Source organism: Coprococcus sp. HPP0074 (assembly GCF_964238105.1).
GTDB lineage: Bacteria > Bacillota > Clostridia > Lachnospirales > Lachnospiraceae > Faecalimonas > Faecalimonas umbilicata.
This window is the reverse complement of the sequence record NZ_CAXSKS010000002.1, coordinates 229,158-253,391: the sequence shown is the minus strand read 5'-3', so window position 1 is coordinate 253,391 and position 24,234 is coordinate 229,158. Positions and strand designations below refer to the sequence as shown.

The 24,234-nt window shown below is 40.9% G+C and carries 21 protein-coding genes and 1 pseudogene; 20 read left to right on the top strand and 2 right to left on the bottom strand.

All coding sequences use genetic code 11. The features are described from left to right. Positions 1-123: 123 nt before the first annotated feature. The 12 genes and pseudogenes from ACESPO_RS03840 to ACESPO_RS03785 all read left to right on the top strand — a co-directional run bounded on the left by ACESPO_RS03840 (position 124) and on the right by ACESPO_RS03785 (position 10,585). Positions 124-510, top strand: coding sequence for a hypothetical protein (locus ACESPO_RS03840; protein ID WP_412402384.1), 387 nt, complete (start codon positions 124-126; stop codon positions 508-510). A 496-nt stretch (positions 511-1,006) separates the two neighbouring features. Then, entirely contained in the window at positions 1,007-1,501 is a 495-nt protein-coding gene (locus ACESPO_RS03835) for a CarD family transcriptional regulator (protein ID WP_117501373.1), read from the top strand. Between the two features lie 43 nt (positions 1,502-1,544). After that, positions 1,545-2,644: pseudogene (locus ACESPO_RS03830) on the top strand (PhoH family protein). 18 nt (positions 2,645-2,662) lie between these two features. Beyond that, positions 2,663-3,325 (top strand): HD domain-containing protein, encoded by a 663-nt coding sequence (locus ACESPO_RS03825; RefSeq protein WP_499788486.1) that lies wholly within the window; start codon positions 2,663-2,665, stop codon positions 3,323-3,325. Between the two features lie 60 nt (positions 3,326-3,385). Beyond that, positions 3,386-4,297 carry a Ppx/GppA phosphatase family protein gene (locus ACESPO_RS03820; protein ID WP_499788485.1) on the top strand — a complete coding sequence of 304 codons (912 nt, stop codon included), beginning with the start codon at positions 3,386-3,388 and terminating at the stop codon, positions 4,295-4,297. A gap of 23 nt (positions 4,298-4,320) precedes the next feature. Beyond that, positions 4,321-6,372, top strand: a complete 2,052-nt coding sequence (ppk1, locus tag ACESPO_RS03815; protein WP_499788484.1) for a polyphosphate kinase 1 — start codon at positions 4,321-4,323, stop codon at positions 6,370-6,372. Positions 6,373-6,568: 196 nt separating this feature from the next. After that, positions 6,569-6,892, top strand: coding sequence for an ArsR/SmtB family transcription factor (locus tag ACESPO_RS03810; RefSeq protein WP_008976158.1), 324 nt, complete (start codon positions 6,569-6,571; stop codon positions 6,890-6,892). Between the two features lie 61 nt (positions 6,893-6,953). Further along, positions 6,954-7,892, top strand: a complete 939-nt coding sequence (locus ACESPO_RS03805) for a CobW family GTP-binding protein (protein ID WP_009262739.1) — start codon at positions 6,954-6,956, stop codon at positions 7,890-7,892. A 12-nt stretch (positions 7,893-7,904) separates the two neighbouring features. Then, positions 7,905-8,135, top strand: a complete 231-nt coding sequence (locus ACESPO_RS03800; RefSeq protein WP_008976156.1) for a thioredoxin family protein — start codon at positions 7,905-7,907, stop codon at positions 8,133-8,135. Positions 8,136-8,238: 103 nt separating this feature from the next. Further along, positions 8,239-9,252 (top strand): permease, encoded by a 1,014-nt coding sequence (locus tag ACESPO_RS03795; protein ID WP_009262738.1) that lies wholly within the window; start codon positions 8,239-8,241, stop codon positions 9,250-9,252. Positions 9,253-9,267: 15 nt separating this feature from the next. Continuing rightward, positions 9,268-9,705, top strand: coding sequence for an arsenate reductase ArsC (locus ACESPO_RS03790; RefSeq protein ID WP_499788481.1), 438 nt, complete (start codon positions 9,268-9,270; stop codon positions 9,703-9,705). 151 nt (positions 9,706-9,856) lie between these two features. Further along, positions 9,857-10,585, top strand: coding sequence for a hypothetical protein (locus ACESPO_RS03785; RefSeq protein WP_499788480.1), 729 nt, complete (start codon positions 9,857-9,859; stop codon positions 10,583-10,585). A gap of 167 nt (positions 10,586-10,752) precedes the next feature. Here ACESPO_RS03785 and ACESPO_RS03780 read toward each other — a convergent pair whose 3' ends face one another. Further along, positions 10,753-11,475 carry a GntR family transcriptional regulator gene (locus tag ACESPO_RS03780; RefSeq protein ID WP_009262735.1) on the bottom strand — a complete coding sequence of 241 codons (723 nt, stop codon included), beginning with the start codon at positions 11,473-11,475 and terminating at the stop codon, positions 10,753-10,755. Positions 11,476-11,673: 198 nt separating this feature from the next. On the opposite strand from ACESPO_RS03780, the gene ACESPO_RS03775 reads away from it, so the two are divergent. The 3 genes from ACESPO_RS03775 to ACESPO_RS03765 are packed head-to-tail and all read left to right on the top strand — an operon-like array spanning position 11,674 to position 15,643. After that, entirely contained in the window at positions 11,674-12,186 is a 513-nt protein-coding gene (locus tag ACESPO_RS03775; RefSeq protein ID WP_336304780.1) for a flavodoxin, read from the top strand. Positions 12,187-12,198: 12 nt separating this feature from the next. Then, positions 12,199-14,151, top strand: a complete 1,953-nt coding sequence (locus tag ACESPO_RS03770) for a cache domain-containing sensor histidine kinase (RefSeq protein ID WP_016440198.1) — start codon at positions 12,199-12,201, stop codon at positions 14,149-14,151. After that, a complete protein-coding gene (locus ACESPO_RS03765; RefSeq protein ID WP_016439217.1) occupies positions 14,123-15,643 on the top strand; it encodes a response regulator in 1,521 nt (506 codons plus the stop codon). The genes ACESPO_RS03770 and ACESPO_RS03765 overlap by 29 nt, the downstream gene beginning before the upstream one ends. A 95-nt stretch (positions 15,644-15,738) precedes the next feature. On the opposite strand, the gene ACESPO_RS03760 is transcribed toward ACESPO_RS03765, so the two are convergent. Next, positions 15,739-17,085 carry a sugar ABC transporter substrate-binding protein gene (locus ACESPO_RS03760; RefSeq protein ID WP_009262731.1) on the bottom strand — a complete coding sequence of 449 codons (1,347 nt, stop codon included), beginning with the start codon at positions 17,083-17,085 and terminating at the stop codon, positions 15,739-15,741. A 247-nt stretch (positions 17,086-17,332) separates the two neighbouring features. Here ACESPO_RS03760 and ACESPO_RS03755 point away from each other — a divergent pair, with 247 nt between their 5' ends. From ACESPO_RS03755 to ACESPO_RS03735, 5 genes are all read left to right on the top strand, one after another. Beyond that, entirely contained in the window at positions 17,333-18,235 is a 903-nt protein-coding gene (locus ACESPO_RS03755) for a carbohydrate ABC transporter permease (RefSeq protein ID WP_016439216.1), read from the top strand. Between the two features lie 12 nt (positions 18,236-18,247). Further along, positions 18,248-19,600: a carbohydrate ABC transporter permease gene (locus ACESPO_RS03750; RefSeq protein WP_499788478.1), complete on the top strand. Its 1,353-nt coding sequence runs from the start codon at positions 18,248-18,250 to the stop codon at positions 19,598-19,600. A 37-nt stretch (positions 19,601-19,637) separates the two neighbouring features. Beyond that, on the top strand, positions 19,638-20,888 hold the full coding sequence (locus ACESPO_RS03745; RefSeq protein WP_009262728.1) for an RICIN domain-containing protein: 1,251 nt from the start codon (positions 19,638-19,640) through the stop codon (positions 20,886-20,888). 44 nt (positions 20,889-20,932) lie between these two features. After that, on the top strand, positions 20,933-22,621 hold the full coding sequence (locus ACESPO_RS03740; RefSeq protein ID WP_499788476.1) for a DUF4091 domain-containing protein: 1,689 nt from the start codon (positions 20,933-20,935) through the stop codon (positions 22,619-22,621). Between the two features lie 234 nt (positions 22,622-22,855). Then, positions 22,856-24,175: a uracil-xanthine permease family protein gene (locus tag ACESPO_RS03735; protein ID WP_009262726.1), complete on the top strand. Its 1,320-nt coding sequence runs from the start codon at positions 22,856-22,858 to the stop codon at positions 24,173-24,175. Positions 24,176-24,234 lie beyond the last annotated feature (59 nt).

The following is a 24,234-nucleotide window of genomic DNA, read 5'->3' as shown; positions in this document are numbered from 1 at the left end:
TCATAAATGATGGGTTCAAGGGAAAAATCCCTTGCTAGAACAGCATTTGGATGGAGACATCTCTAATGCGTATCTAGCCGTCAACCTAAGAAGTATCAAGGCAGCCAAAACAGCAGATTAATCATGCAACATGTTCTTTCCACAATGGCTGGACTGGCATTGCGGGAAAATGATATCGGTTATGCGAGATTTTTGTCAGGGAAGGTACAGGCAGTTGCACATACATTGGAAATGGGAAAATATAATGAGTATTCGCCAATGCTTGATATTGTATGTGCAGGGAAAGATGTAGAGGGAACATATAAGGTGGTAAAACATCTTCTTGATAATGTGGGTACTATGTATGATTTTAGAAAGTCCGGTTTATATAAGCATATGAAGTTCAGAGATATTGATGAAGCTATATTAGATGGTGTAAAAGAAAAATTTCTTGAAGGATTCAGAAATGAGGAAGAATTCGGCTACATGGCAGGATATGAACCGTGGGAGAAATTAATTTTTGACAGATAAGTTTTTTGAAAACTGTCGTTTGGTAAAATCTATTCCATTTTTAAAAGCCTTGCGATAAAATATGTTCTGTGAAACTATTGTACTGCTACAAAAAACGATGTAGAAAGCTTAGAAGCTTTTTTTAAGTGGATTATATTTATAAGCAAGGTTAGTAATCTGAAATAAAGAAATAAAAAATGATATCAATAGTTGTAGATATAGAGTATGGTAAGGCGTTCAGAAATGGGCGCCTATTTGATTGCCCAAAATGAACTTTACAAAATATTTATCTAAAATTTACATTAGTAAGGTAGATAAAGATAGAAACGGTGTGATATTTTGAAAAAAGAGAGAGTGATTGTTGGAAGGAGATAGGTATATGTGTGAAACAGCTTTGGTACGAACAAATTTAATGGGAGATGTAGAAAGAAAAGCTGTTTTATGGTTCAAGTCTAAGGAATAGTTTTTTGATGGCTCTGTTTCTGTATGGAACAGAGCCTTTTTGGAGGTGCTAAGATTGAAAACATATCATATAGGTGAAAAAGTAGTACATTGTCCAGAGGGAGTATGTGAAGTAGAAGATATTTGTCAAATAGAAATGAATAAAATGAAAAAATATTATTACAGGCTGAAACCGATTCAAAGTAACGTGAAAGTAGTATATATTCCGATAGATAAAATAGAGATGCATGTACGACCGCTAAAGACAAAGAAAGAATTAGAAAAAATCTTTTGTATAGAACCGGAAGAACAACTGATCTGTTACAGAAATCCACAAAAAAGAATGGATATACAAAATCAGGCTGTCCGGGAAGATGATGCGGTAATGTTGATTCAGTTGATCAAGATGTATCGAAGAAAACGGCAAAAAAATCACATTTCGCTCGGTGATGCAAGATGGTTGAAAGAAGCGGAGTGCTATTTGTTTTCAGAGATGTCTGAAGTGTTAGAGTGTGATTATAATTTTTTGTTACAGTGTGCACAATATAATCAGAAAATCGAATGTGCATAACAAGATAGATGTGAGAGTCATTGATTATATGAGGAAGATAACTATGAGAAAAATATATGTAATGGATACGAACATTTTGATTCATGCACCCGAGGCAATTTTGAATTTTGAAGATAATGAAGTAGTGATTCCAATGGCAGTATTGGAAGAACTTGATGGATTAAAAAATTCTGAGAAGGAAAAGGGGAGAAATGCCAGAGAAGCGATTCGCCACTTGGAAAATCTTCGGGTACAAGGCAATCTTGTAGCGGGTGTAGATACGGAGCAGGGAGGAATCATCCGGATAGAAAAAAATTATGTTGATATGCAACTTCCACCGGATATGCCTGAAGATAAGATGGACAGTCGGATATTAAAGGTATGTTTGGGACTTCAAAAAGATTATCCGGAAGAACAGACTATTTTGGTCACAAAAGATATGCTTCTTAGAATCAAGGCGCAGATGCTTTCTATCACAGCTCAGGATTATACAACAGACAGAATAGCAAAGAAAGAAGAACAGTATAGTGGAAGGATGGAAGTTTATGTAGAGGAAGAGCATTTTAAAGAGCTCAAAAAGAAAGGAATCAAACCGGAATATATTTATCAAATGGGAGAAGATGGGATTCGTCATCAAGTCATGCCGGAGATGAATCAGTTTCTGATCTTAAAAGCAGATCAATCTACGAAAAAAGTACAGCTTGGACGTTTTGATGGAACAAAAGTGGTTCCATTGCAATATAAAAAAAGTAAACCGTACGGTGTGTCCCCAAGAAATGTCGGTCAGTATTTCCTGCAGGAAGCATTGATGACGATATCGGTTATCTTCCGGGAACAGAACAAGAGAAAATCTCACCATTAATGCGCCCGATTATTGATAATTTAGAACAGTTGATCGATTCTGATGAAGAAGAGCGGTATAAAAATGAAGAAGAATTGCATGCGAAAATCGATGAGTTATTTGCAAGAGGATTAATTGAAACAGAGGCGATGAATTTTATCCGAGGAAGATCCTTTGTAAATACATATCTGGATGAGCAGACAAATGGATTGAGTTATGCGTCGGAGCATATGAAGAAAAGTCCATTCTGTTATCAAATCACATTCAATGCAGAAGAATGTGAACGGTCAGAATTAGCTATGGATGCAATACAAAGAATGTAGAAAGACAGAGGCAAAAAATTGAATTTAACGTATCGGGACATAAGGGAAAACAAAGAAATTAATCAGTATATTACAATGGGAAATGAAATACTGGGGGTTCTTGGCTATACAGATCATTCGCAGAGACATGCTGTGATTGTAGCTGAACGGGCAGCAGAGCTGTTAGAAGTATTGGGCTACTCAAAAAGAGAGATAGAATTGTGTAAAATTGCAGGATTTATGCATGATATAGGGAATTGTGTGAATCGCTCGGATCACGCACACAGTGGAGCAATTATGGCAATGCAGATCCTAAGGAGTCTTGGAATGGATGCAGAAGATATTTCAGTTGTGATTTCTGCAATTGGAAACCATGATGAAGAAACTGGAACTGCGGTAAATGCAGTGTCAGCAGCAATTATTTTGGCAGACAAAACCGATGTACGCAGAAACCGCGTACGGAATAAAAAGAAATCAAGTTTTGACATTCATGACCGGGTGAACTATGGTGTGCTTTCAACAGAACTTGCAGCGAACCCTGAGAAAAAAGAGATACATTTGAATTTAGAATTGGATGAAGAAACATGTTCTATTTTAGACTATTTTGAAATTTTCACAGAACGAATGTTGATGTGCAGGAGAGCTTCGGAGATGCTGGGGATGCATTTTAAGTTTACAGTCAATGAAAGAAAAGTATTGTGATTTGCAATACCTGTATGTTCTCATTTGTAGAAAAATTTTATTATAGAAGGAGAAATATAGATGAAACAGGCGATTATGGATATTGGCTCGAATTCCATGAGGATCACTGTCTATGAGGTTGACGGAACAGTGTTCCGTATTCTTTTCAAGGAAAAAATTATGGCAGGATTGGCAGGGTATGTAGAAAATAAAAAATTATCTCCGGAAGGAATTGAATGTGCATATACCGGCCTTTTAGAATTTAGAGAAATTCTAGAATCATTAAATATCAATCATGTTGCAGTATTTGCGACGGCATCTCTTCGGAACATTCAAAATACTGCGGAGGCTGTATCGGCAATTAAAGCGAGGACAGGATACGATGTGGAAGTGATCAGTGGAAAAGAAGAAGCATTTTTTGGGTATACAGGGGCCATGCAGGATGTAAAGTTATCAAGCGGTGCATTTATCGATATTGGTGGAGCAAGCACAGAAGTTGTTCCCTTTGAAAACGGAGAGGTACTGGATGCTGCAAGTTTTCCTGTTGGTTCCCTGAGTCTGTATAAAGAGTGTGTGAAACATATCGTGCCTGGGGAGGGGTCGCTGAAAAGATTAAAAAAATCGATATCTGCTGAAATTGGAAAGCAAAAGATGTTTACCTATAAAAAGTGTTCCCCGCTAGTTTGTGTTGGTGGAACTGCAAGGGCAGTTTTGCGGATCGCAAAGAAATTATATGATCTTCCGCCAGAATGTCATACGGTTTCCAGAAAGCAGTTGGATCAGTTATGTTCTCAGCTGTATCAAGCGGACAGGAGAGCGATCGATCTTATTTTAAAGCTGGAGCCGAATCGTATTCACACGATCATTCCAGGGATCATGATCCTGCAGCATATCTTCCGTTTGTTTGCTGCCGATGAAATTGTAGTCAGCAATTACGGTGTAAGAGAAGGATATTTATGCAAGAGGATCATTGCACCACAAAAGAAAAAATAAGGAAAAGAATAGGAGAAAAAGTGATGAGGAAGAATGTAAGTCTACCATATGTAAATAGAGAGTTATCATGGCTGAAGTTCAATGAAAGAGTATTGGAGGAGGCAGAGGATAAGTCTGTGCCATTATGTGAGCGCCTGACATTTTTATCGATATTTCAGAGCAATCTGGATGAATTTATAAGAGTACGCGTTGGAAGTCTGGCAGATCAGATGGCATTGCAGCCGACCTTGAAAGATAATAAAACAAATATGACAGCGGAAGAACAGTTAAAAGCTGTATTGGATGATATGAAAAAACTACTCCAAAGAAAAGACTATACATATACACTTCTGAGGAATGAACTGAAAGCAGAAAATATTAGCATTGTAGATTTCAATATGTTGTCGAAAAAAGAATCCGATTATTTGGAACGATATTTTGATTCAGAAATAGCTCCATTGATTTCACCGATGTTAATATCAAAGAACGCACCTTTTCCGTTCCTGAAAAATAATGATATTTATGTGGCTGTACTGCTTGGAAAAAAGAATAAAAAGGATAAGGTAGGAATTATTCCTTGCAGCAACAATGTGTTTCCACGCTTGATTAAGAGTCCGTTTCGAGAAGGAACCTACATGCTTACAGAAGAATTGATTTTGCATTTCGTAGAAAAAGTATATCCACATTATATTGTGAAGTCAAAAACTCTTTTGAAAATTACAAGAAGTGCGGATATTGATGCGGCGGATTTGTATGACGATGATTTAGATTATCGTGATATTATGTCAGAATTGATCAGTAGAAGGAAAAAACTAAGTCCACTGACGATGAGTATGACACGAAATGTAGATGAAAAAGTTGTAGATACATTATGTGAAAATCTCGGTTTGCAAAAGAAAAGGGTATTTTACAGCGCTTCGCCATTGGATTTTAAATATGTATTTCAAATTCAGGATGCGCTTCGCAAAAAGGAAGAATTGTTTTTTCAGAAACGAGTGCCGCAGCCAAGCGCAATATTCGATATGAAAAAAAGCATCATAGAGCAGATCTTGGAGAAAGACAGAATGTTATCGTTTCCATTTGAAAGTATCCGGCCATATATCGAATTTTTAAGAGAAGCAGCAAATGATCCGGAAGTATTATCGATTAAAATCACATTGTACAGGGTCGCCAAAAATTCAAAAATTGTAGAAACATTGGTGGAAGCAGCAGAAAATGGAAAAGAAGTGACCGTATTGGTAGAACTTCGTGCGCGCTTTGATGAAGAAAATAATATAGAGTGGTCGAGAAGACTGGAATATGCAGGGTGTAATGTGATTTATGGATTACCTGGGTATAAAGTACACTCGAAATTGTGTCTGGTGACACGAAAGCATCATGATGAAATTCAGTATCTGACGCAGGTTGGAACAGGAAACTATAATGAGAAAACAGCAGAACTTTATACGGATTTGATGGTTATGACAGCGAATCCGCAGATTGGTGAAAATGCAAGACAAGTATTTCAGGCGTTGGTGATGGGAGAAGTCGTAGAACAGTCAGAAAAACTTCTTGTGGCACCGAAATGTCTTCAAAATCGAGTGCTGGAAATGATAGACGAAGAAATTGCTCATGCCAGACAAAATGAGAAGGCATATATTGGATTCAAAATGAATTCTTTGACAGATAAAAAGATTATTGATAAGTTAATCGAAGCATCTCAGGCAGGAGTAAAAATTGATATGGTCGTTCGTGGGATTTGCTGTCTGGCAGCAGGGATTCCGGGATACACAGAAAATATCGAGATAAGAAGCATTGTTGGACGTTATCTGGAACATTCTAGAATATATATATTTGGCATAGAGGAAAGAAGAAAAATATATATTGCATCGGCAGATTTTATGACTAGAAATACGGTGAAACGTGTGGAAGTTGCAATACCGATAGAGTCAGAAGAGTTAAAGGTCCGGATAGAAGAGATGTTTATTACGATGCTGTCGGATAATAAAAAGGCAAGGAAGATGAAGCCAAATGGATTGTATGAGAAATTGCCAATAGACGGTACAGAGGTCAATGCACAAGAGTTGCTTTTTGAACAGTCTTATTTGCAGCAATAAAATATTAAAGTAAATTTTATTAATATCAAAGAATATATATGGAAATAGGATAAAAGACGGCGCATAGTTGTGCAAGCTTTTATCCTGTTTTTATTTAAAAGCATGTATTTTAATGATGACATATTGACAAATTTCTATATAAGATGTATTCTGTAAACATAGAAAATAATCAATGTGTGATGAGAGGAGGGAGTGCATGGGAATAGATTACATAGAATATGCAAAGATTTTCAAAGTATTTTCGGATCCGAAACGTCTGAAGATCATCAATATGCTGTCCAACGGTGAGCTTTGTGCGTGTAAGATTCTAGAGGAATTTCAGATCACACAACCAACATTATCGCATGATATGAAGCTCCTGACAGATATGGAGCTGGTCGTTCCGAGAAAAGAAGGAAAGTGGACACATTATTCTTTAAATAGAGAGAAGATGAACGAGATATACAAAACAGTCGGGAAACTGATGATCCCCGATGGGTTTTCAAACATCGTGGATTGTGACTGCGAAAAGGACAGATGACAGGAGGCAGAAAGCCGGATCACAAGCGAAAAAGATTTTGTATCATACAAGGAGGGAGATTATGTATAGAGCAGACACGAAATTATATGTTTTGACAGGATTTTTAGGATCAGGGAAAACAACAGTGCTGTTAAAGCTTTTGGAGATATTGAAAGGACATCGGATTGGGATTATCCAGAATGAATTTGGGAAGCTGGGAATCGACGGAACCATTTTACGAAATGACGAGATTCAGATGGTGGAGATAAACCGAGGATCGATCTTCTGTTCCTGCCTGAAGCTGAATTTTGTGCAGGCGTTGGCTGAGATGGCGGCACAGGATTTTGAGTATTTGTTCGTGGAGAGTTCCGGATGGGGGGATCCTTCGAATGTGCAGGAGATTTTGGAGGCAGCTAAGATTGTATCTGGAAAAGAATATGATTTCAGAGGAGTCATCTGTTTTGTGGATGCGGTAAATTTTCTAGAACAGGTCAAAGAGGAAGAGACTGCTTTTCGCCAGTTAAAACACTGTCACCTGGCAGTGATCACAAAGACAGATCTTGTCGGTGAAAAACAGATTGAGAAGGTCGAGGAGAAAATCAGAGAAATCAATCCGGTCTGCGAAATGAAGACAAGTGCTAACGGGCAGATAGATGATTCTTTTTTAAAGAAAGATCTGCTGATCTATGAGTGGGCAGAAGGTGAAGAGACGACGAATTCCGTAGAAACAAAACCAAAATCTATATTTATGGAGTATGACGGGCAAATTGATCGGCAAAAGCTGAATGAATTTTTAACTGTGATCGCACCAGATGTCCATCGCGTGAAAGGATTTTGCAATTTGACGGAAACCGGGTGGACGCAGGTGGATGTAGTAGGAACACTGATAGATTATAAAGAATCGGAGGCATTTGAAAAGTCACAGTTAGTGTTTATTTCCAAAATAGGACCGATGATTATCAAGAAGATCCTTTCAGCATGGCAGGAACACGTAGGAACTGAAATGAAGTTGAGAAATTAAAGGAGAAAGCGCATGAAGATTAAAGTGATTGGTGCAGGATGTGAAACTTGTGATAAATTGTATGAACATGTGCGGGAAGCCGTAGCGGAGACCGGATGTGACGCAGAAGTAGAAAAAGTGGAAGATCTATTGGAAATTGTAAAGCTCGGAGTCATGTCGGCTCCTTCGCTCATGATTGACGGGAAGTTAGTTGTGTCTGGGCGAATGGCTAAAAAAGATGAAATTATACGATTTTTAAAATAAAATAAAGGTGGTCAATGCAGCAGAAACTTCGTTTGTGCTGCAAGTGACACATTTTTTTGAGAATATATCGATATATTTAAATGTATGAATGGGAGAGGGCTATATGGAATTTGTGAAAGAAATATGGGAATTTATTCAAAATCAAGTACTTGGCATGCAGTGGCTCAGGGAACTGATTGGGAATGGACTTGCGGTGGCAGGTCTTGACCTTTCATCAAGGGCAGGTGGAAGCATCTTATTCTTTCTGTATGATCTGATCAAAATTGCGATCTTGCTGTGTCTGCTGATTTTTGTCATTTCCTATATTCAAAGTTATTTTCCACCGGAAAGAAGCAAAAAAATTTTGGGGCGTTTTCATGGAATCGGGGCAAATATGGTCGCTGCACTTTTAGGAACTGTCACTCCGTTTTGCTCCTGCTCTTCGATTCCGCTATTTATGGGATTCACAAGCGCAGGGCTGCCTCTTGGTGTGACATTTTCTTTCTTGATTTCTTCCCCGATGGTCGATCTCGGGAGTCTTGTTCTTCTTATGAGCATCTTTGGAGGAAAGGTGGCTGTTGTATATGTAGTGCTGGGAATCATTGTGGCGGTGCTCGGAGGAACGATCATTGAAAAATTACATATGGAAAAATATGTAGAGGAATTTATTAGAAATGCATCTGGCATAGAGATAGAAGCGCCGAAACTGACAAAAAAGGATCGACTACTGTATGCAAAGACACAAGTAGAAACGACCTTTCGGAAGGTGTTTCCATATATTTTGGTCGGAGTCGGGATCGGAGCTGTGATCCACAACTGGATTCCGGAACAATGGATTGAAAAAATTCTCGGAAATGACAATCCGTTTGGAGTGATTTTGGCAGTTCTGGTGGGAGTTCCGATGTATGCAGATATTTTTGGAACGATACCGGTAGCAGAAGCGCTTCTTTCAAAGGGAGCACAGCTTGGAACAATTTTAAGTTTTATGATGGCTGTGACAACGTTAAGTCTGCCGTCTATGATCATGCTGCGAAAAGCAGTCAAACCAAAATTACTGGCAGCATTTGCAACAATCTGTACGACTGGAATCGTGATGGTGGGATACTTGTTTAATTTGTTTCAGTCTGTATTTTTATAAGAGAAGGAGAAGAAAATGAATAAGCAAACCTATGAGAGCAAACCAAAAGTGGCATTTGTATGTGTACACAATTCCTGTCGGAGCCAGATGGCAGAAGCACTTGGGAAACTGCTGGCATCTGACGTATTTGAAAGTTATTCTGCGGGTACAAAATTAAAAAAACAGATCAATCCGGATGCAGTCAGGCTTATGAAACAGATATATGGGATTGATATGGAAGAGACACAGTACAATAAACTGTTGTCAGACATTCCAAAACCGAACGTAGTGATCACTATGGGATGTAACGTAACATGTCCGTGTGTTCCGGGGCAGTATACAGAAGACTGGGGATTGGAAGATCCGACGGGAAAAGGGGATGAAGAATTTTTGAAAGTGATAAACAGCATCGAGGAGAAGGTACGAAAGTTGAAAGAAACATTGCGAGGGGATACTTCTTACAGTTGTACATAGATGTGATTATACAACAGGATATTTTTATGTATTCGGTAGGAAAAAATTTTGAAAAAGAATGAAATTTCCTCTTTTTTCTGCTATGATAAAAGGAAATGGCAGATGAAAAATCTAGAATGATATTTGTAGCAGAAAAGAGAGGAAGGATACGATGCAAAATCAGGAAAAAGAAGAAAGGGAGAGGTGGATCTGGCTGTTACTTGTCGGAATTGGAATGTTTTTTACAGACAGATTGCTGGCATGGACGGTGTATAGTATCCGTTTGCTGTATTTAGTACCGCTTCTTGTATCGGGAGTCTATTTCTTGTATTTGTGTATTCAAATAAGCAGACACAAATTAGACCGGAGAAAATGCAACCAGCTTGAGGTTTGGATGATGGAGGCAAAACGATGGATGTTATCAGGATTTTGGTTATCATGTGCCTCGTTTCTGGAGACATTGTTTTTAGATATGACAAAGTTTCTCAGTGTGGATATGGCAAATGCATTTCATAGAAGTATCACATTCTATTTTTGGGTATTGTTGTGGATTGGATATTTTTGGGGATTTTTTTCAGGTTGGATCAGAGAGAAGTACATGAAACGCCATCCAAAGAAAGAGATGTCCCGTGGAAAGAAAATTCTGCTTCTTCTAGGAATTGCGGCTGTGGTCATAATTGCATTTACATTGAGGTGCCTCGGAGATCTGATGGTGATTTTTCAGGGAGCAGGAGTGATGGCTGTGATTCTATTCTGGTATTCCGGATATGAGGAAGGACAGCGGTTTCGGTATGAACGAAGAAGGCTGAGGATATATGGTGTTGTATTACTGGCAATCTTTGTGGTGCTATTGCTGGCGGTTCCAAAAGAATGCATGGAGTTTCCTCACATAGCTTGGTAAGAATATAAGAAGAAAGAAAATTTCAAAGAGTATTCTTCTTGGAGGGTTTCATGCTTCGTAGAGATGAAAAATTGTGAAAAAATGCTAAGTGCGCCTGTAAAATCTTGTTTGATTTTGCAGACGCACTGTTTGTATATAGAAAAATATGTATAGTGGCGAAAAGATTTTTATAGAGTAAATACAAATTTATCGCTTCGGTAGATAGTCCTCGCAATCTCCAGTATACGTCCGGTTGACTGATCTACGCATTTAGAACTCATGACAAGGCAGGAGGCAAAGCCTTTGATATCAAAGAGGGCGCGCTCCTTTTTATCAAGAGCAGAGACAGAAAATTCATAATTCTCGTCGGTGAAATCATTGTAACCACACTCGTGCATGTAATCGCGAAGGGATGTGATGGAAAGTCCCCGCTGTGCCAGATCTGGAAATGCATAATCCGGAAGATAGCTGACGCGGATTGCGACCGGTTCATCGTCGACGAAGCGAAGAAGAGTCAGTTTATAAATATCATGAAAATCCATTTCTTTTTCAGAAAGCTGAAACATCTCAGAGACAATCAGATTGTCCTTGATCAGCTCAAAACCGACATTTTCTGTGCGGTAGTGGATTCCGATGGAATCCATCTTTTCAAGAAAACTCTGACTGTCATTTAAGAGCAGTCGGATCTTTTCTTTCTTTCCAGAGAAAAAGCTTCCGTAGCCTTGCAGAGAGTGGATGTAGCCTTTTTCTTCTAAGTGAAGATATGCTTTCCGGACTTCTGTGCGGGTTGTATCAAAGCGGACCGCCATCTTGCTTTCGCTTGGCATTTTTTCTCCTTTTTTATATCCGTCATGTTCAAGTTCCTGAATCAAAGTATCAACAATCGTTTCCCAGGTTGTAGTTGTTTTCATAGAGAACTCCTCCTTTTTCGAAAAGTAAAGACTATTCTTTCATTATAACAATTTATGAAAAAGAAACAAGATGTTAGTGGCCGATTCACGGAAATTTCATAAATTTTACTTTCTCTATTGACTCGCACCTGCTGTTTTGTAGTAAAATAGATAAAAGAAAATAATTTTTTATACAACAATAGGAGAGGAAGCAGAAAGATGAGAGAACAAAAAATACTGGTTGCATATTTTTCACATAAAGGAGAGAATTATTCTAACGGGAGCATTGTCAATCTGGACAAGGGAAATACTGAAATCGCAGCGGAGATGATCGCAGCACATAAGCATGCAGAGTTGTTTGAAATTGAGTCAGAGACAGGATATCCTTTTGCGTATAGAGCATGTGTAGAAGTTTCCAAAAAGGAATTGTCTGAGGATGCAAGACCGAAGCTTAAGGAAGAAAAATCCATTTCTGCCTATGATACAATATATATTGGCTACCCAAACTGGTGCGGAACAATGCCGATGCCAGTCTGGACTTTTTTGGAGAACAATGATTTTACAGGAAAGACGATTTATCCATTCTGCACAAATGAAGGAAGCAAGATGGGAAGAAGTGAGAAAGATATCAAACGGCTTGCAGCCGGGGCAGAGATCAAAGAAGGACTTCCGATCCACGGTTCTTCTGTCAAAGAGGAGCGGGAGCAGATTATCCGGTGGGCGGATCAATAGAGAGGATATGCCATGAAACAGTGGAAGCACATCTGCTTGAAATGGAATGAATTTATTAAAAGAATCTTGAGAAAGGAAAGTATTTTTAAGCGGCTGAATCTTTCTTTTCTCGGATTGTTGCTTGGGGCAGCGGCATTTATCACTTTTTTTAGTTTTGACAAGTATTCAAAAGAGATTATCTGGAATCTGAAGCAGAATGCGGCGATGCAGGTGCAAAACATCTGTTTGAAGATGGAAGATATTATGCGGGAATATGAAGATGTTGCGCTTCAGTTTTATGATGATGCAAGAGTCTTGCAGGCTGCTGTGGAAAATGCCGAGGCGGATCAGAACGGTGAGAAGGGAAAAGAAGACAACATTGCGCTGATCGAGGAGAAGTTGTATACTATGAGCCGTCAGAGAAAACATATCAAAAATGTACAGTTTGTGACACCCGGGAGACAGTATCATATGATGGAGGAAAATGGATATCGCAGGGGAGGAACGATAAGGAATCTGACAGAGTTTTATAATAAGACATATTATCAGGAGCCGCAGGAAAAACATGGATATCCGGTTTGGTTTGAGGATGCAGGACAAAGTGAGACGTTTTATGAAAACGAGCAGAGTGTGTATGGATTTGGAAGTATAGTGACACTGGGGGTTGCTGTTTATGATCCATATACGAGAGAATTTCTAGGGGTTCTTTTTATTAATATCAATATAGAAGCTTTTGAAGCGGCAGCAGATGGATATGAGGGAGGTCCGGAAGGCAACATGTTTCTTACCGGAAAGGACAGCGTGGTTCAGGGGTTTGCCCCAAGTATCTATGCGCCGTCTTTTCCGAAGGATAAGACGATTTTTGAGGATATGAAAGAGAAACAGAAAGATTCCGTGAGAAAAAGAATCGAGGAAAGAGATGTCCTGTTTGCCTATGAAAACATACCGGGGACAGATATGTCTGTTGTGTATCTGGGAAATATGGACAGACTCCTGGAGGGGACTTATCAGACGAGAAATGTCTGTATTTTTGTGTTGATCTGTGTGGTACTTGCATGCTTTGCCGTTTCTTATTATGTCACATGCAGTATTTCTGATCCCATCCGTCAATTGATCAAGGTGATGGATAAAGCGGGAAAGGGAAAGTGGACGGTGCGTTATCCAATCAGTGGAAATGATGAGATCACTGTGCTGGGAGAACGGTTTAATGATATGGCAGACAGGACAAACCAGTTGATCGAACAGGTATACCTGTCTGAGATCCGACGGCAGAAGCTTCAGCTTAGCTGGAAAAATGCGCAGTTAGATGCGATGCTGATGCAGATCAATCCCCATTTTTTGTACAATACACTTGACATTATTCGTTGGGAGGCGATGTATGAGGCAAACGGAGAGAGCAGAGTGACGAGGATGATTGAGCAGTTTAGCAAACTCTGCCGGATGGGAATGCGCACAGGCGGAAATACAATCCCGCTGTCAGAAGGATTGGAACATGCGAATGTATATCTGGAAGTAATCAATTTCCGTCATCAGGATAAGATCGAATTAAGTGTCAGCATAGAACCGGATGTAAGAGATTGTTATATTCCACAGTTTATGCTTCAGCCGATCATGGAAAATGCAGTGGTCCATGGATTTAATGATGCAGCAAAAGGATGTCAGATTGAAATCCTTGTGACAAATTGGGAAGAAAAATTAAAAATTGTAGTGAAAGATAACGGAAAAGGAATGACAGAAGAAGAACAGAAACAATTGCAGAAACAGATTGATGAGGAGATTCAGTCTGGTAAAAATATCGGAATGGCAAATGTCAATCAGAGGATCCGTCTGTTCTATGGAGAAGAGTATGGAATCCAGATGGAAAGCAGACAGGGAGAGGGAACAGAGGTAGAAATCATCCTTCCGATCCGAAAATATTCTGAAAATATGAAAAATCTGTCCGGAGAGGAGAAGGAAGATGATCTATCAGGTTCTGATTGTAGATGATGAAGAGATTGTGTGCCGCGGAATGGCACAGTTTGTGAAGTGGAAGGAACATGGATTTGAAGTGGCGGCAATTGCTACAAGCGTAGACGAAGCGCTTTTGATCCTCAGAAAAATGCATATTGATGTAGTGTTTACGGATATCCGGATGCCGGAGAAGTCGGGGATTGATCTGTTAAGAGAAATCAGAGAACAGAAGTTTGATACACAGTGTGTAATCTTAAGCGGATACAGTGATTTTGATTATGCAAAGGAAGCAATGCGTTATGGCGCAGTGGAGTATCTGACGAAACCGGTGAATCTGCGGGAAGTCGAACAGTTCCTTGATAGGATGCGGACAAAGCTCAATAAACTAGTGGAAGAAAGGCTTGATCATACAAGACAGATGGAAGGTTTGCTGTTGTCAATCGCGAGAGGATATGCCAGTGCTGATATAGAGAAATATGGACTTCCAGAATTGGAAAACTGGTATGGGGTATCCATTTTTATGACAGAGAGGACAGCAGATACCGATGAGGTTCAAGTACAGAAAAAATTGATGAAGGATCGGATTCTGGCGGTGATCCCGGAGACCATTGTACTAGATAGTGGGAACCGATCGCTTTTTGCAGTGATTCCGTTTCAAACAAAAGAGCAGCTGAATTATTTTGTGTCAGTGTCAGAGCAGGTATGCAGTGAAGAAAAGCACTGGGCGCTTGCGGTCAGCAAGGAAAAGAAAGGGATTTACGGACTTTCAGAGGCCTGGAAAGAGACAGAGAGCGCAATGAGATACCTTCTGGCAGACACGAAGAAAAATATTATCTTCTATAAAAATATTGAGACGCTCTACGCGGAGGAGGCGGTGGAGGTGCCAAAACTGATCACAGCCTTTTTACAGAAGTTACATACACCGGAAGAGCGCAGCGATGCGGCAAAATGGATGGAGAAGATGTTAAAAGAGCTCGAGAAGGAAAAGCAGATGGATGTGCTGAAACTGCAGACCATATGTATCCGGATCGTCATAGAAGTCAATGGATATTTAAAGGAAATCGGGATGGAGGAGTCCAGTCTGCATGATCGCTTAAATGAGGCGCTAAAACAGTTACTGCTCTGTGCAGAGGGACAGGAGGTGCTTCGCTATATGGAATCTTATCTGGAATGGATCATGGAATGTATCGGACAGGCAGATCATCAAAATGTAGGAGGCGGAGTCATCTCTGAAATGCAGAGCTTTATCCGACAGCATTACAATGAAAATATCAGCCTGAATATGCTCGCAGAGCAGTTTTATATGCACCCAAACTATTTGAGCCGTCTGTTCAAAGAAAAAACTGGAGAAAATTTTGTGGAATATTTGACGGAGGTGCGCATGCAGAAGGCGCAGGAATTGTTGAGAGATTCGGAATATAAGATCATTGAGATATGCGGGATGGTCGGATATGACAATCCGAGGTCTTTTAGCAAAGCATTTAAGCACTTTACCGGGATGACACCAAGAGAGTGCAGAGAACGCTAGAAACAGCATAGTTGCAGAAAAAAGAGTGTGTGTGGATTTTTCCAAAGAAAAAAGTCCTGCCAAACGGTGGTTACTGTTTGACAGGACTTTTTTGATTATTTTTTATTTGCTTCGTTGAATTTTTCCAATGCTTCTTTTTCACAGAGGCTCTGTGCTTCTGAGAATTCTTTTTCCGGGTCTGCACTTGGATCTGTCAGAATCTTTTGTACAGCTTTGTCAACATAAGTTCCAAAGTCTGCTTTTCCGTAGAATTCCAGACGTCCGATGGATTTTGCAGATTCAAGCACTTCTGCGTATTCTTCCGGGAATTCATAGAAGTCTGTAATACTCATGTCATCTCTAGGAATGATCACCGGGTTTGGAGCACCTTTAGTTGCAAGGTTTTCAAAGTAAGAAGAGCGGTATTCTTTTCCAGTCATATAGCTGATGTATTCCCATGCAGCATCTTTTTTTGCCTGATCTGTTTTTGCATTGATCACATAGCAGTCTCCTGCGATTGCAGTTGTCTGTTCGCCGGAAGGTCCTACTGGTGGAAGGCAAAGTCCGATATCATCTGGATCGATTCCATTTGTGATCGCCTCAGACACCCAGTCTCCTGCAAACGGCATCATACCGATTTTTCCCATACCAAAGTTTTTCACAAGGTCATTGAATTTTAAAGTAAGATCGCTCTGGAGAACTCCTTCACTCTTTAATTTTTGATAATATTCAGCAGCCTGGATGACAGCTGGATCTGTGAAAGTAAGTTCGGCAGTTCCGTCTTCATTTTCCTTTGTGAGATCTCCGCCTGCCTGCCATACATAATACTGGAAGAACCATTCCGTCCATTCAGCGGCAAGTGTTGCATATCCGGTTACCTGATTGTCTGGATCGTTGATCTTCTTAGCTGCCTCAAGAGCTTCATCCCATGTTTTTGGTGGTTCGTTGATTCCAGCTTCTTCAAATAAAGTCTTATTATAAGCAAAAAGCATTGGTGCTACAAGGTTAGGAATGCCGTAGACATTTCCGTCTTTTGTGAACATATCGACATATTCTTTTGTAAAGTCACCCCATTCATCCCACTCATCTGTATATTTGTTCAGAGGCTCTAAGATTCCGGCGGACATATAGGAGTCCATCATTGTAAAGGAACAGTTTACCAGATCCGGTGCAGTTCCAGATGCGACTGCCTGATAAAATTCATTTCCAGGATCACCTTCTTTGACAACTTTATTCAAAGTGATATCCGGGTGTTCCTCAAGAAATTTTTTCTCCATAGAAGTGTACCAGTCATCTTTGTTACGGCTTGTGTCCCAGATAGTAAGCTCAACCTTCCCTTTGCTGCTTTCTTTGTCTTTGCTTCCGGATGTATCTGCTTTATTTCCATCAGATCCGCCGCAGCCTGCAAGAGAAGCGGCAGCCATAGAAAGGCAGAGAACAGAAGCGATCAGTTTCTTCTTCATAATCAAGTCCTCCTTTGACTTCGTTTTGTTGATGGATTTATCATAACAGATTTGCAGGGAAAAAGAAACGAACCAGAACTAACGAAAAACGTCACATTTTTTAAGATATGGACGAATTTGACAGCGGGCAGGAAAAAAGGTGCGGGAAGACTTTAAGAACGGTGACATCGTCGTTAGGTTCAGACATTCTATTTTAGACAAAATAACGATATACTTTTAGGGAGAAAACACAAGGGAGGTAATACTGATGAAAAAAAGTCCGCAGAAAAAAAACAGAGCAGGCAGTTATCAGTTTCGAAAAAAAGTGACGCCTTGGTGTATTTTGTTCATTCCGATGGCGTGCACAGTATGGCTGAAATATTATCCGATTTTCAGTGCATTTTTCATTTCATTATTTAACTACGATCCAATCAACCAGCCAGGGAAATTTGTTGGTTTCCAGAATTATGTAGATATTTTCCAGATGCAGGGATACTGGGATTCCTGGAAGAATACATTTATTCTGCTCGCATTACAGCTGTGTATGTGCTTTTTGATCCCACTGATCCAGGCGCTTCTTTTAAATGAGTTGGTGCGGTTGAAGAAATGTCTGACGACACTTTATATTCTCCCGGCATTGATTCCGACTTCTGTAAACGTAATTATATGGAAATGGATCTGGCATCCGGACTACGGTGTGGCAAACCAGATCGTGAAGTTTTTTGGAGGTCAGCCGCAGACATGGCTCAGTGATCCAAATCTGGTCAAATTTTGTATCATCTTTCCGGGAGTGCTCGGAGGTGGATTGACAGTGTTGCTTTACCTGTCAGCAATCCAGGGAGTTTCCACGGATATTATGGAGTCGGCGGCGCTTGATGGATGTACCGGATTTGGAAGAATCATACATATTATATTACCGAACATTTCCTTTATGGTATTTATCCAGCTGATCATGTGTGTGATCACTACGATGCAGCTTTTGGATGTACCTTATATGTATGCTTCAGGAGGTCCAAGTGGGGCATCGACTACACAGGGAATCTTCATTTACAATGCATTCAATCAAGATCTGAATTATGGCAGAGGTTCTGCGGCTTCTGTGATCCTGTTGCTCGTGATCGCAGCAATGACGATGATCCAGATGCGTTTTGAAAAAATGGAGAAGGAGTAGGAGGCAGAGAAGATGAAGAAAACAAAGCATAGAACAAAAATGAAGCTTGGAAAATCTGAGCGCGGGCTGAAAATTGTTGCAGTAGTCGTGTCACTGATCTTTGCGGCAGCGATGTTGTATCCGATGATTTTTGCAGTTTCCAGCGCGATGAAAGATAACAAAAAAATATACGAGATACCGCCGAAACTGCTTCCGGATGCAGCAAATAGCTTATCGGTCGTGTTAGATTATTCTGAGGTCAAAGGAGACGAGAAGGAATTAAAGGACAAAATGCTGCAGGATAATATTGTGACCATGTTTGGAGTCAGCCAGAAGATGCAGGAAGATTCTATTATGGAAATTAAAGTGTACGGAGTGAAAGACGGAGAGACGGTATTTTACTCGAGAGCACACCAGATGAAACTGCAGATGGAAAAGGATTATGGAATTTATAAAGGAACTGCGATCAAGACAAAAGTACTTCTCCACGGGGATCGCTACATCCGGGCATGTGATTCCATTGGCTATGAATTTGATATGAACGGAGTGTCTGAAAAAGCACCGGAAGGATTTGGGACAAAGTTCTCTGAGAAAGTCGCAAAGATTATGGACGAAAAATATCAGACAACCGGAGAGCTTGTAAGCGTTGGAGACAAAGTGAAAAATTTTCTGAATCTGGAGAGCTTTAAATACTACTTACAGATGCCGGCATATATTTATCCAGAAAGTGAAGCAGTACAAAACTTTGGATTTATGACATTTGTATTCAACAGTATCATCGTCATCGGATTCGCAATGGTTTCGCAGGTGATCCTGTGTTCGGTATGTGCATTTGTCATCAGCAGGAAACTTTCCAAGAGAGCAGGACAGTTCGTACTGTTATTTTTCCTCGGTGGAATGATGGTGCCATTTGCAAGCATTATGCTTCCGCAGTTGATCATGTATAGAGAAATGGGAGCTTATAACAACTATGCAGCGTTGCTCCTTCCGTTCTTGTACCCGTATGGATTTTATGTGTACCTGTACAAAGGATTTTTTGATCAGATTCCGGGAAGTTATTTTGAGGCGGCAGAGCTTGACGGCGCGGGAAGCTTCTACCTCTATACAAGAATCTGTATGCCACTGTCTAAGCCGATCATTTCGCTCATTGCGCTGCAGACCTTTATTGGAAACTGGAATGATTTCTTTTGGGCATGGCTGGTCACAGAAGATCAGAAACTTTGGACATTAAACGTGGCACTGTATAATATTTCTAACAACGTGGCGACAAAACAAAATGCGCTGATGGGACTTGCGGTCGTGACGATAACGCCAGTGATCCTGCTTTCGATTTTGTTCTCAAAACAGTTAAAACAAAGTATTGTCGCATCTGGTGTGAAAGGATAATAGTTCTAGTATTTTCGTATGAGAAAGGGGACGTCATATGTATAAGAAAAGAAGTGAATTCAAGAAAATTGCAGCGATCGCTGTGGGAGCTTGTGGAATTGCATATGGATTTGGAGGAGCAGAAGTACAGGCAGCGCCGCCGGAAGGAGGAAACTGGACGTTGCTTCCGGCTTCTTCCGATGAGTTTGATGGAGACTGTCTGGATGAGAACAAATGGACAAACGGAATCTGGTATGATGTCACAACAGATCTTGCGTTTTGTCCGGAAAATGTATCTGTGCGAGATGGAAATCTTGTACTCACAGCGAAAAAGCAGGACTATAACGGAAAGGCTTATACGGCAGGAGCGGTGGAATCAAAATTCGATGTTCCGGGAACTGCAAGCTATGTAGAAGTACGTGCGAAAGCATTAGACAAAAAGGCGAATGTACTCAGTGCAATCTGGATGCAGTCTTCCCCATTGAGCTTTGAGCTGAATCCGAATCCGGAAATTGATATTATGGAAACATTTGATTATACAAAAATGACAAGTACGATTCATACGTGGAACCAGAGTCCGTCTCTCCATCTGCAGAGAGGTACAAATGGGTGGAAGACTGGCCTGGAAGATATCAGTGCAGACTATCATACTTATGCACTTGAGCGGAGAGAGGGAAAGATGCGGTTCTATTTTGACGGACAGCTTGCATGGGAGAAGACAAGCAGAGAGGATTCTTTTGTAGAACTTTCCCGCCACATGGTGCTCAGTCTGGAGGGACATCTAGGTGCGCCAGAGGAACAGTATCTTCCGGGAGAATTTCTCGTAGATTATGTAAGAACTTACTATGACAGTGATTTTGCAGGGCTTCCGGAAAGTGGAACCTATCAGATCGTCAATCAGGAAAGCAAAAAAGTGCTGGATCTTTCCGGCGATCAGAAAGGAATTCAGTTGAGACAATCTTCGGCAGAGAGTGGAAGTGACAGTACCAAGTGGACGTTGACACAGAATGCAGATCAGACATGGAGTATACAGAATATGGCAGATGGAACCTATGTGGATCTGACTGCGGATTCCGGAGTGACATCAAATGGGAATCCGGTCGTGGCATATCCTTATCATGGAGGAACTAATCAGAGATGGTATCTGGTTCCAACAGAGAGCGGGACATGGAAACTGATGTCGGCGCTTAGTGGAAAAGCATTGTGTGTAGAAAATGCTTCTTTGGAAGAAGGTGCACCGATTGTCCAGTGGAGTTATGAGAAAAACGAGGATGCAAACGATGAGTGGACGTTTGTGCCTGTTCAGTAAAAGGCAAAAAATTGAGACAGATAAGGAACAGGAAAGGGAAAAACATGGGTAAGAAATATCAGGGTGTCCTGACAGAAAAGGAAGAATTTTTATATCCGGACAGTGTTTCAGAGACACTGCCGGAGTCTATCCGGGTGGTAATGCCGAAAAATGGAAAGCAGGGAATTCAGCTTTTGCTGGATACGACAGGTGATGAGATCCAGATGGATTTCGAAGGTGATGGATTTTATGCAGAGTGGTATGAAATGATTGCAGTGCCGGTGGAATACAATACCGGAGATGGAGAAAATCAAGGCGGAGCGATGGTACTTGTGGAGGAGCAGAAAGAAACACCGGCATACGCGACAAGAAAGGCGCCGTTTTTCGTCTATGATTGCCTGAAAGAACAGCAGACCGGGAAGATTCCGGCGAGGAAAAGTGAAAATGACAGAAGAGCGGCAGTTTACTTTTGCATCTGTCCGGAGAAAGAGCTGGAAGCAGGAGAATATTCTGTTGTGATGACGGCAAAGATGGCAGAAGGAATCTATCAGCTTCGAGTCACTGTGCAGATCTATGATGTGAGGATACCGGAAAATACATTTTGGGTCACGAACTGGTTTTCCGAGGAGGCAATCTGCCGTTTCCATGGGGTGGAAAAAGGCTCGGAAGAGTATTTGCAAATGCTTCGAAAATATATTCAGACGATGCGGCGGATGCACCAGAATGTGTTTTTTATTCAGTTGAATGAGAAGTGTGTGACTGCAAGAAAGCCGTATCAGTTTGATTTTGAATATCTGACATCAGAGATTGAAGCATTTTTTGAAGCGGGAATGCAGTATATGGAACTTGGAGTGCTGCTTGATCGAGGGAAAAAGTCGGATGGCATGCCGGATATGTATACAGAACATTTTACATGTGCGATGGCGAAAGAGGTTCCATTTGAGACACTGGAAGGGTATGAACTGACTGTGACCTTTGTAAAAAGTCTTGCAAACTATCTGACAAAACATGGATGGGAGAAACGAGTATTGTTCCATATCCACGATGAACCAGACATTCATTATCAGACGCAGGAAGTATTGGAAGCACGCAAGAGACAGTATTATCTTGCAGCCGGAATTTTAAGAAAATATATTCCGGGGATCCGGATCATTGAAGCAGTGGATTCGGCAGAATTCAGAGGTGGAATTGATATCTGGGTTCCGGGTACTGCCGGATATGAGAAGAAAAAGGAAGAGTTTGACACATTGATCCGTCTTGGAGAAACTGTATGGACGTATGTCTGCTGTGGACCGGAAGGACATTGGCTGAACAGATTTCTCGATTTTGCATTGCTCAAAGGCAGAATGCTGTTCTGGGGATGCGCAAAAAATCGGATTTCCGGATTCCTTCACTGGGGACTGAATCAATTTCCAGGGGAGATGAATCCCTATGAGGGAACGAGTTGCCCGAACCATACGGGAATCGGCACGAATTTTCCGTGTGGAGATTCTTTCCTCATCTATCCTGGGGAGGAAGGACCAAGGATGGGAATGCGTCTGGAGGCACAGCGGCGTGGTGCAGAAGATGCTGCATTGTGGCAGATGTTAAGGAAAGTGGATGAAACAGCTCATGACAGACTGCTGGGAAGCGTTTTTACAAATAATTATACATACAAAGATAGTCCGGAGTTGTTTGCCAAAGTGTATGAGGAACTACTTAGCGCACTTCAGAATGCAAAACAGAAAAATACAGATGAAAGATCCAAAGGATAATGGATCTGAAAATATGTAAAATATGAAAAAGGAACATTGACAACTGCATGGCGTATTTTTTATAATGAAGATAAAAAAGAAACAGCATTCATGCTTACGGAGCGCGTCCGGATATCCGGGTACGCTCTAAGTTGCTGTATGGGTGAAAAAATCAGAGCTATTTTGCCTGTCAAAACCTGTCGTAAGAAGGTTTGAAAAGCACGTTTGTAAGCGAATGGAAGGAGAAAACTACAAATGAAAACAGAAAAGAAGTACGCATCTGTATTTGAGCTGAACGGTGTTCCTAAATTGACACAGGCGTTTCCGCTTGCACTTCAGCACGTAGTAGCGATGATCGTAGGGTGTGTGACACCAGCCATCGTGATTGCAGAGATGGCAGGGCTAAATGAGGGTGACAAAGTAATCTTTGTCCAGGCAGCATTGTTCATCGCGGCGGTTTCCACACTGATTCAGCTGTTCCCGCTTGGAGGCAGAATCGGTTCAGGACTTCCGGTGATTATGGGGGTGAGTTTTGCTTATCTGCCAAGTATGCAGGCGATCGTTGGTAATTTTGATATTGCTACGATTCTTGGAGCACAGTTGATCGGAGGAGTTGTGGCGATCTTTGTTGGAATCTTTGTGACAAAATTAAGGAAGTTGTTCCCGCCTTTGATCACCGGAACGGTTGTCTTTACAATCGGTCTGTCGCTCTATCCGACTGCAGTGAAATACATGGCGGGCGGACAGTCTTCCCCAAACTATGGGGCATGGCAGAACTGGCTTGTGGCATTTCTTACACTGGCTGTGGTTGTAGCACTTAATCATTTTGCAAAAGGAATCCTGAAGCTGGCATCCATTCTGATCGGAATGATTGTCGGATATATCATATCTGGATTTTTTGGTATGATTGATTTTTCAGCAGTGCAGGGTGCAGGGATTTTTCAGATTCCAAGACCGATGTATTTTGGAATGAAATTTGAAACGTCGGCAGTTATGACTCTGGTGATTCTTTTCATTATTAACTCAGTGCAGGCCATCGGAGATCTTTCTGCCACAAGTGGGGGAGGATTGGACAGAGAACCTACAGACAAGGAGCTTTCAGGGGGAATCATTGGATATGGAATTACGAATATTTTAGGTTCTTTCTTTGGAGGGTTGCCAACTGCGACGTTCAGCCAGAATGTTGGAATCGTGGCAACAACGAAGGTAGTAAACCGTGTAGTGTTAGGACTTGCAGCAGGGATTATCCTGCTGGCAGGATTTGTTCCAAAGTTCTCGGCGCTTCTTACAACGATTCCGCAGTGTGTACTTGGAGGAGCGACCATTTCGGTATTTGCGTCCATCGCCATGACCGGAATCAAGTTAGTGGTACAGCAGCCGCTGACCTATCGCAATACTTCGATCGTAGGACTTTCGGTTGCACTCGGTATGGGAATCACACAGTGTTCGGATGCGCTGGCACAGCTTCCAGCATGGGTCACAACAGTATTTGGAAAATCTCCGGTTGTTGTGACAACGATTGCTGCAATCTTGCTGAATGTGATCTTGCCGAAAGATAAGGAAGCAGGGAAATAAACTGTTTTAAGTCTTTCAAAAAAGAACCGGTCAGGATTCAAAAATGAATGAATACGATA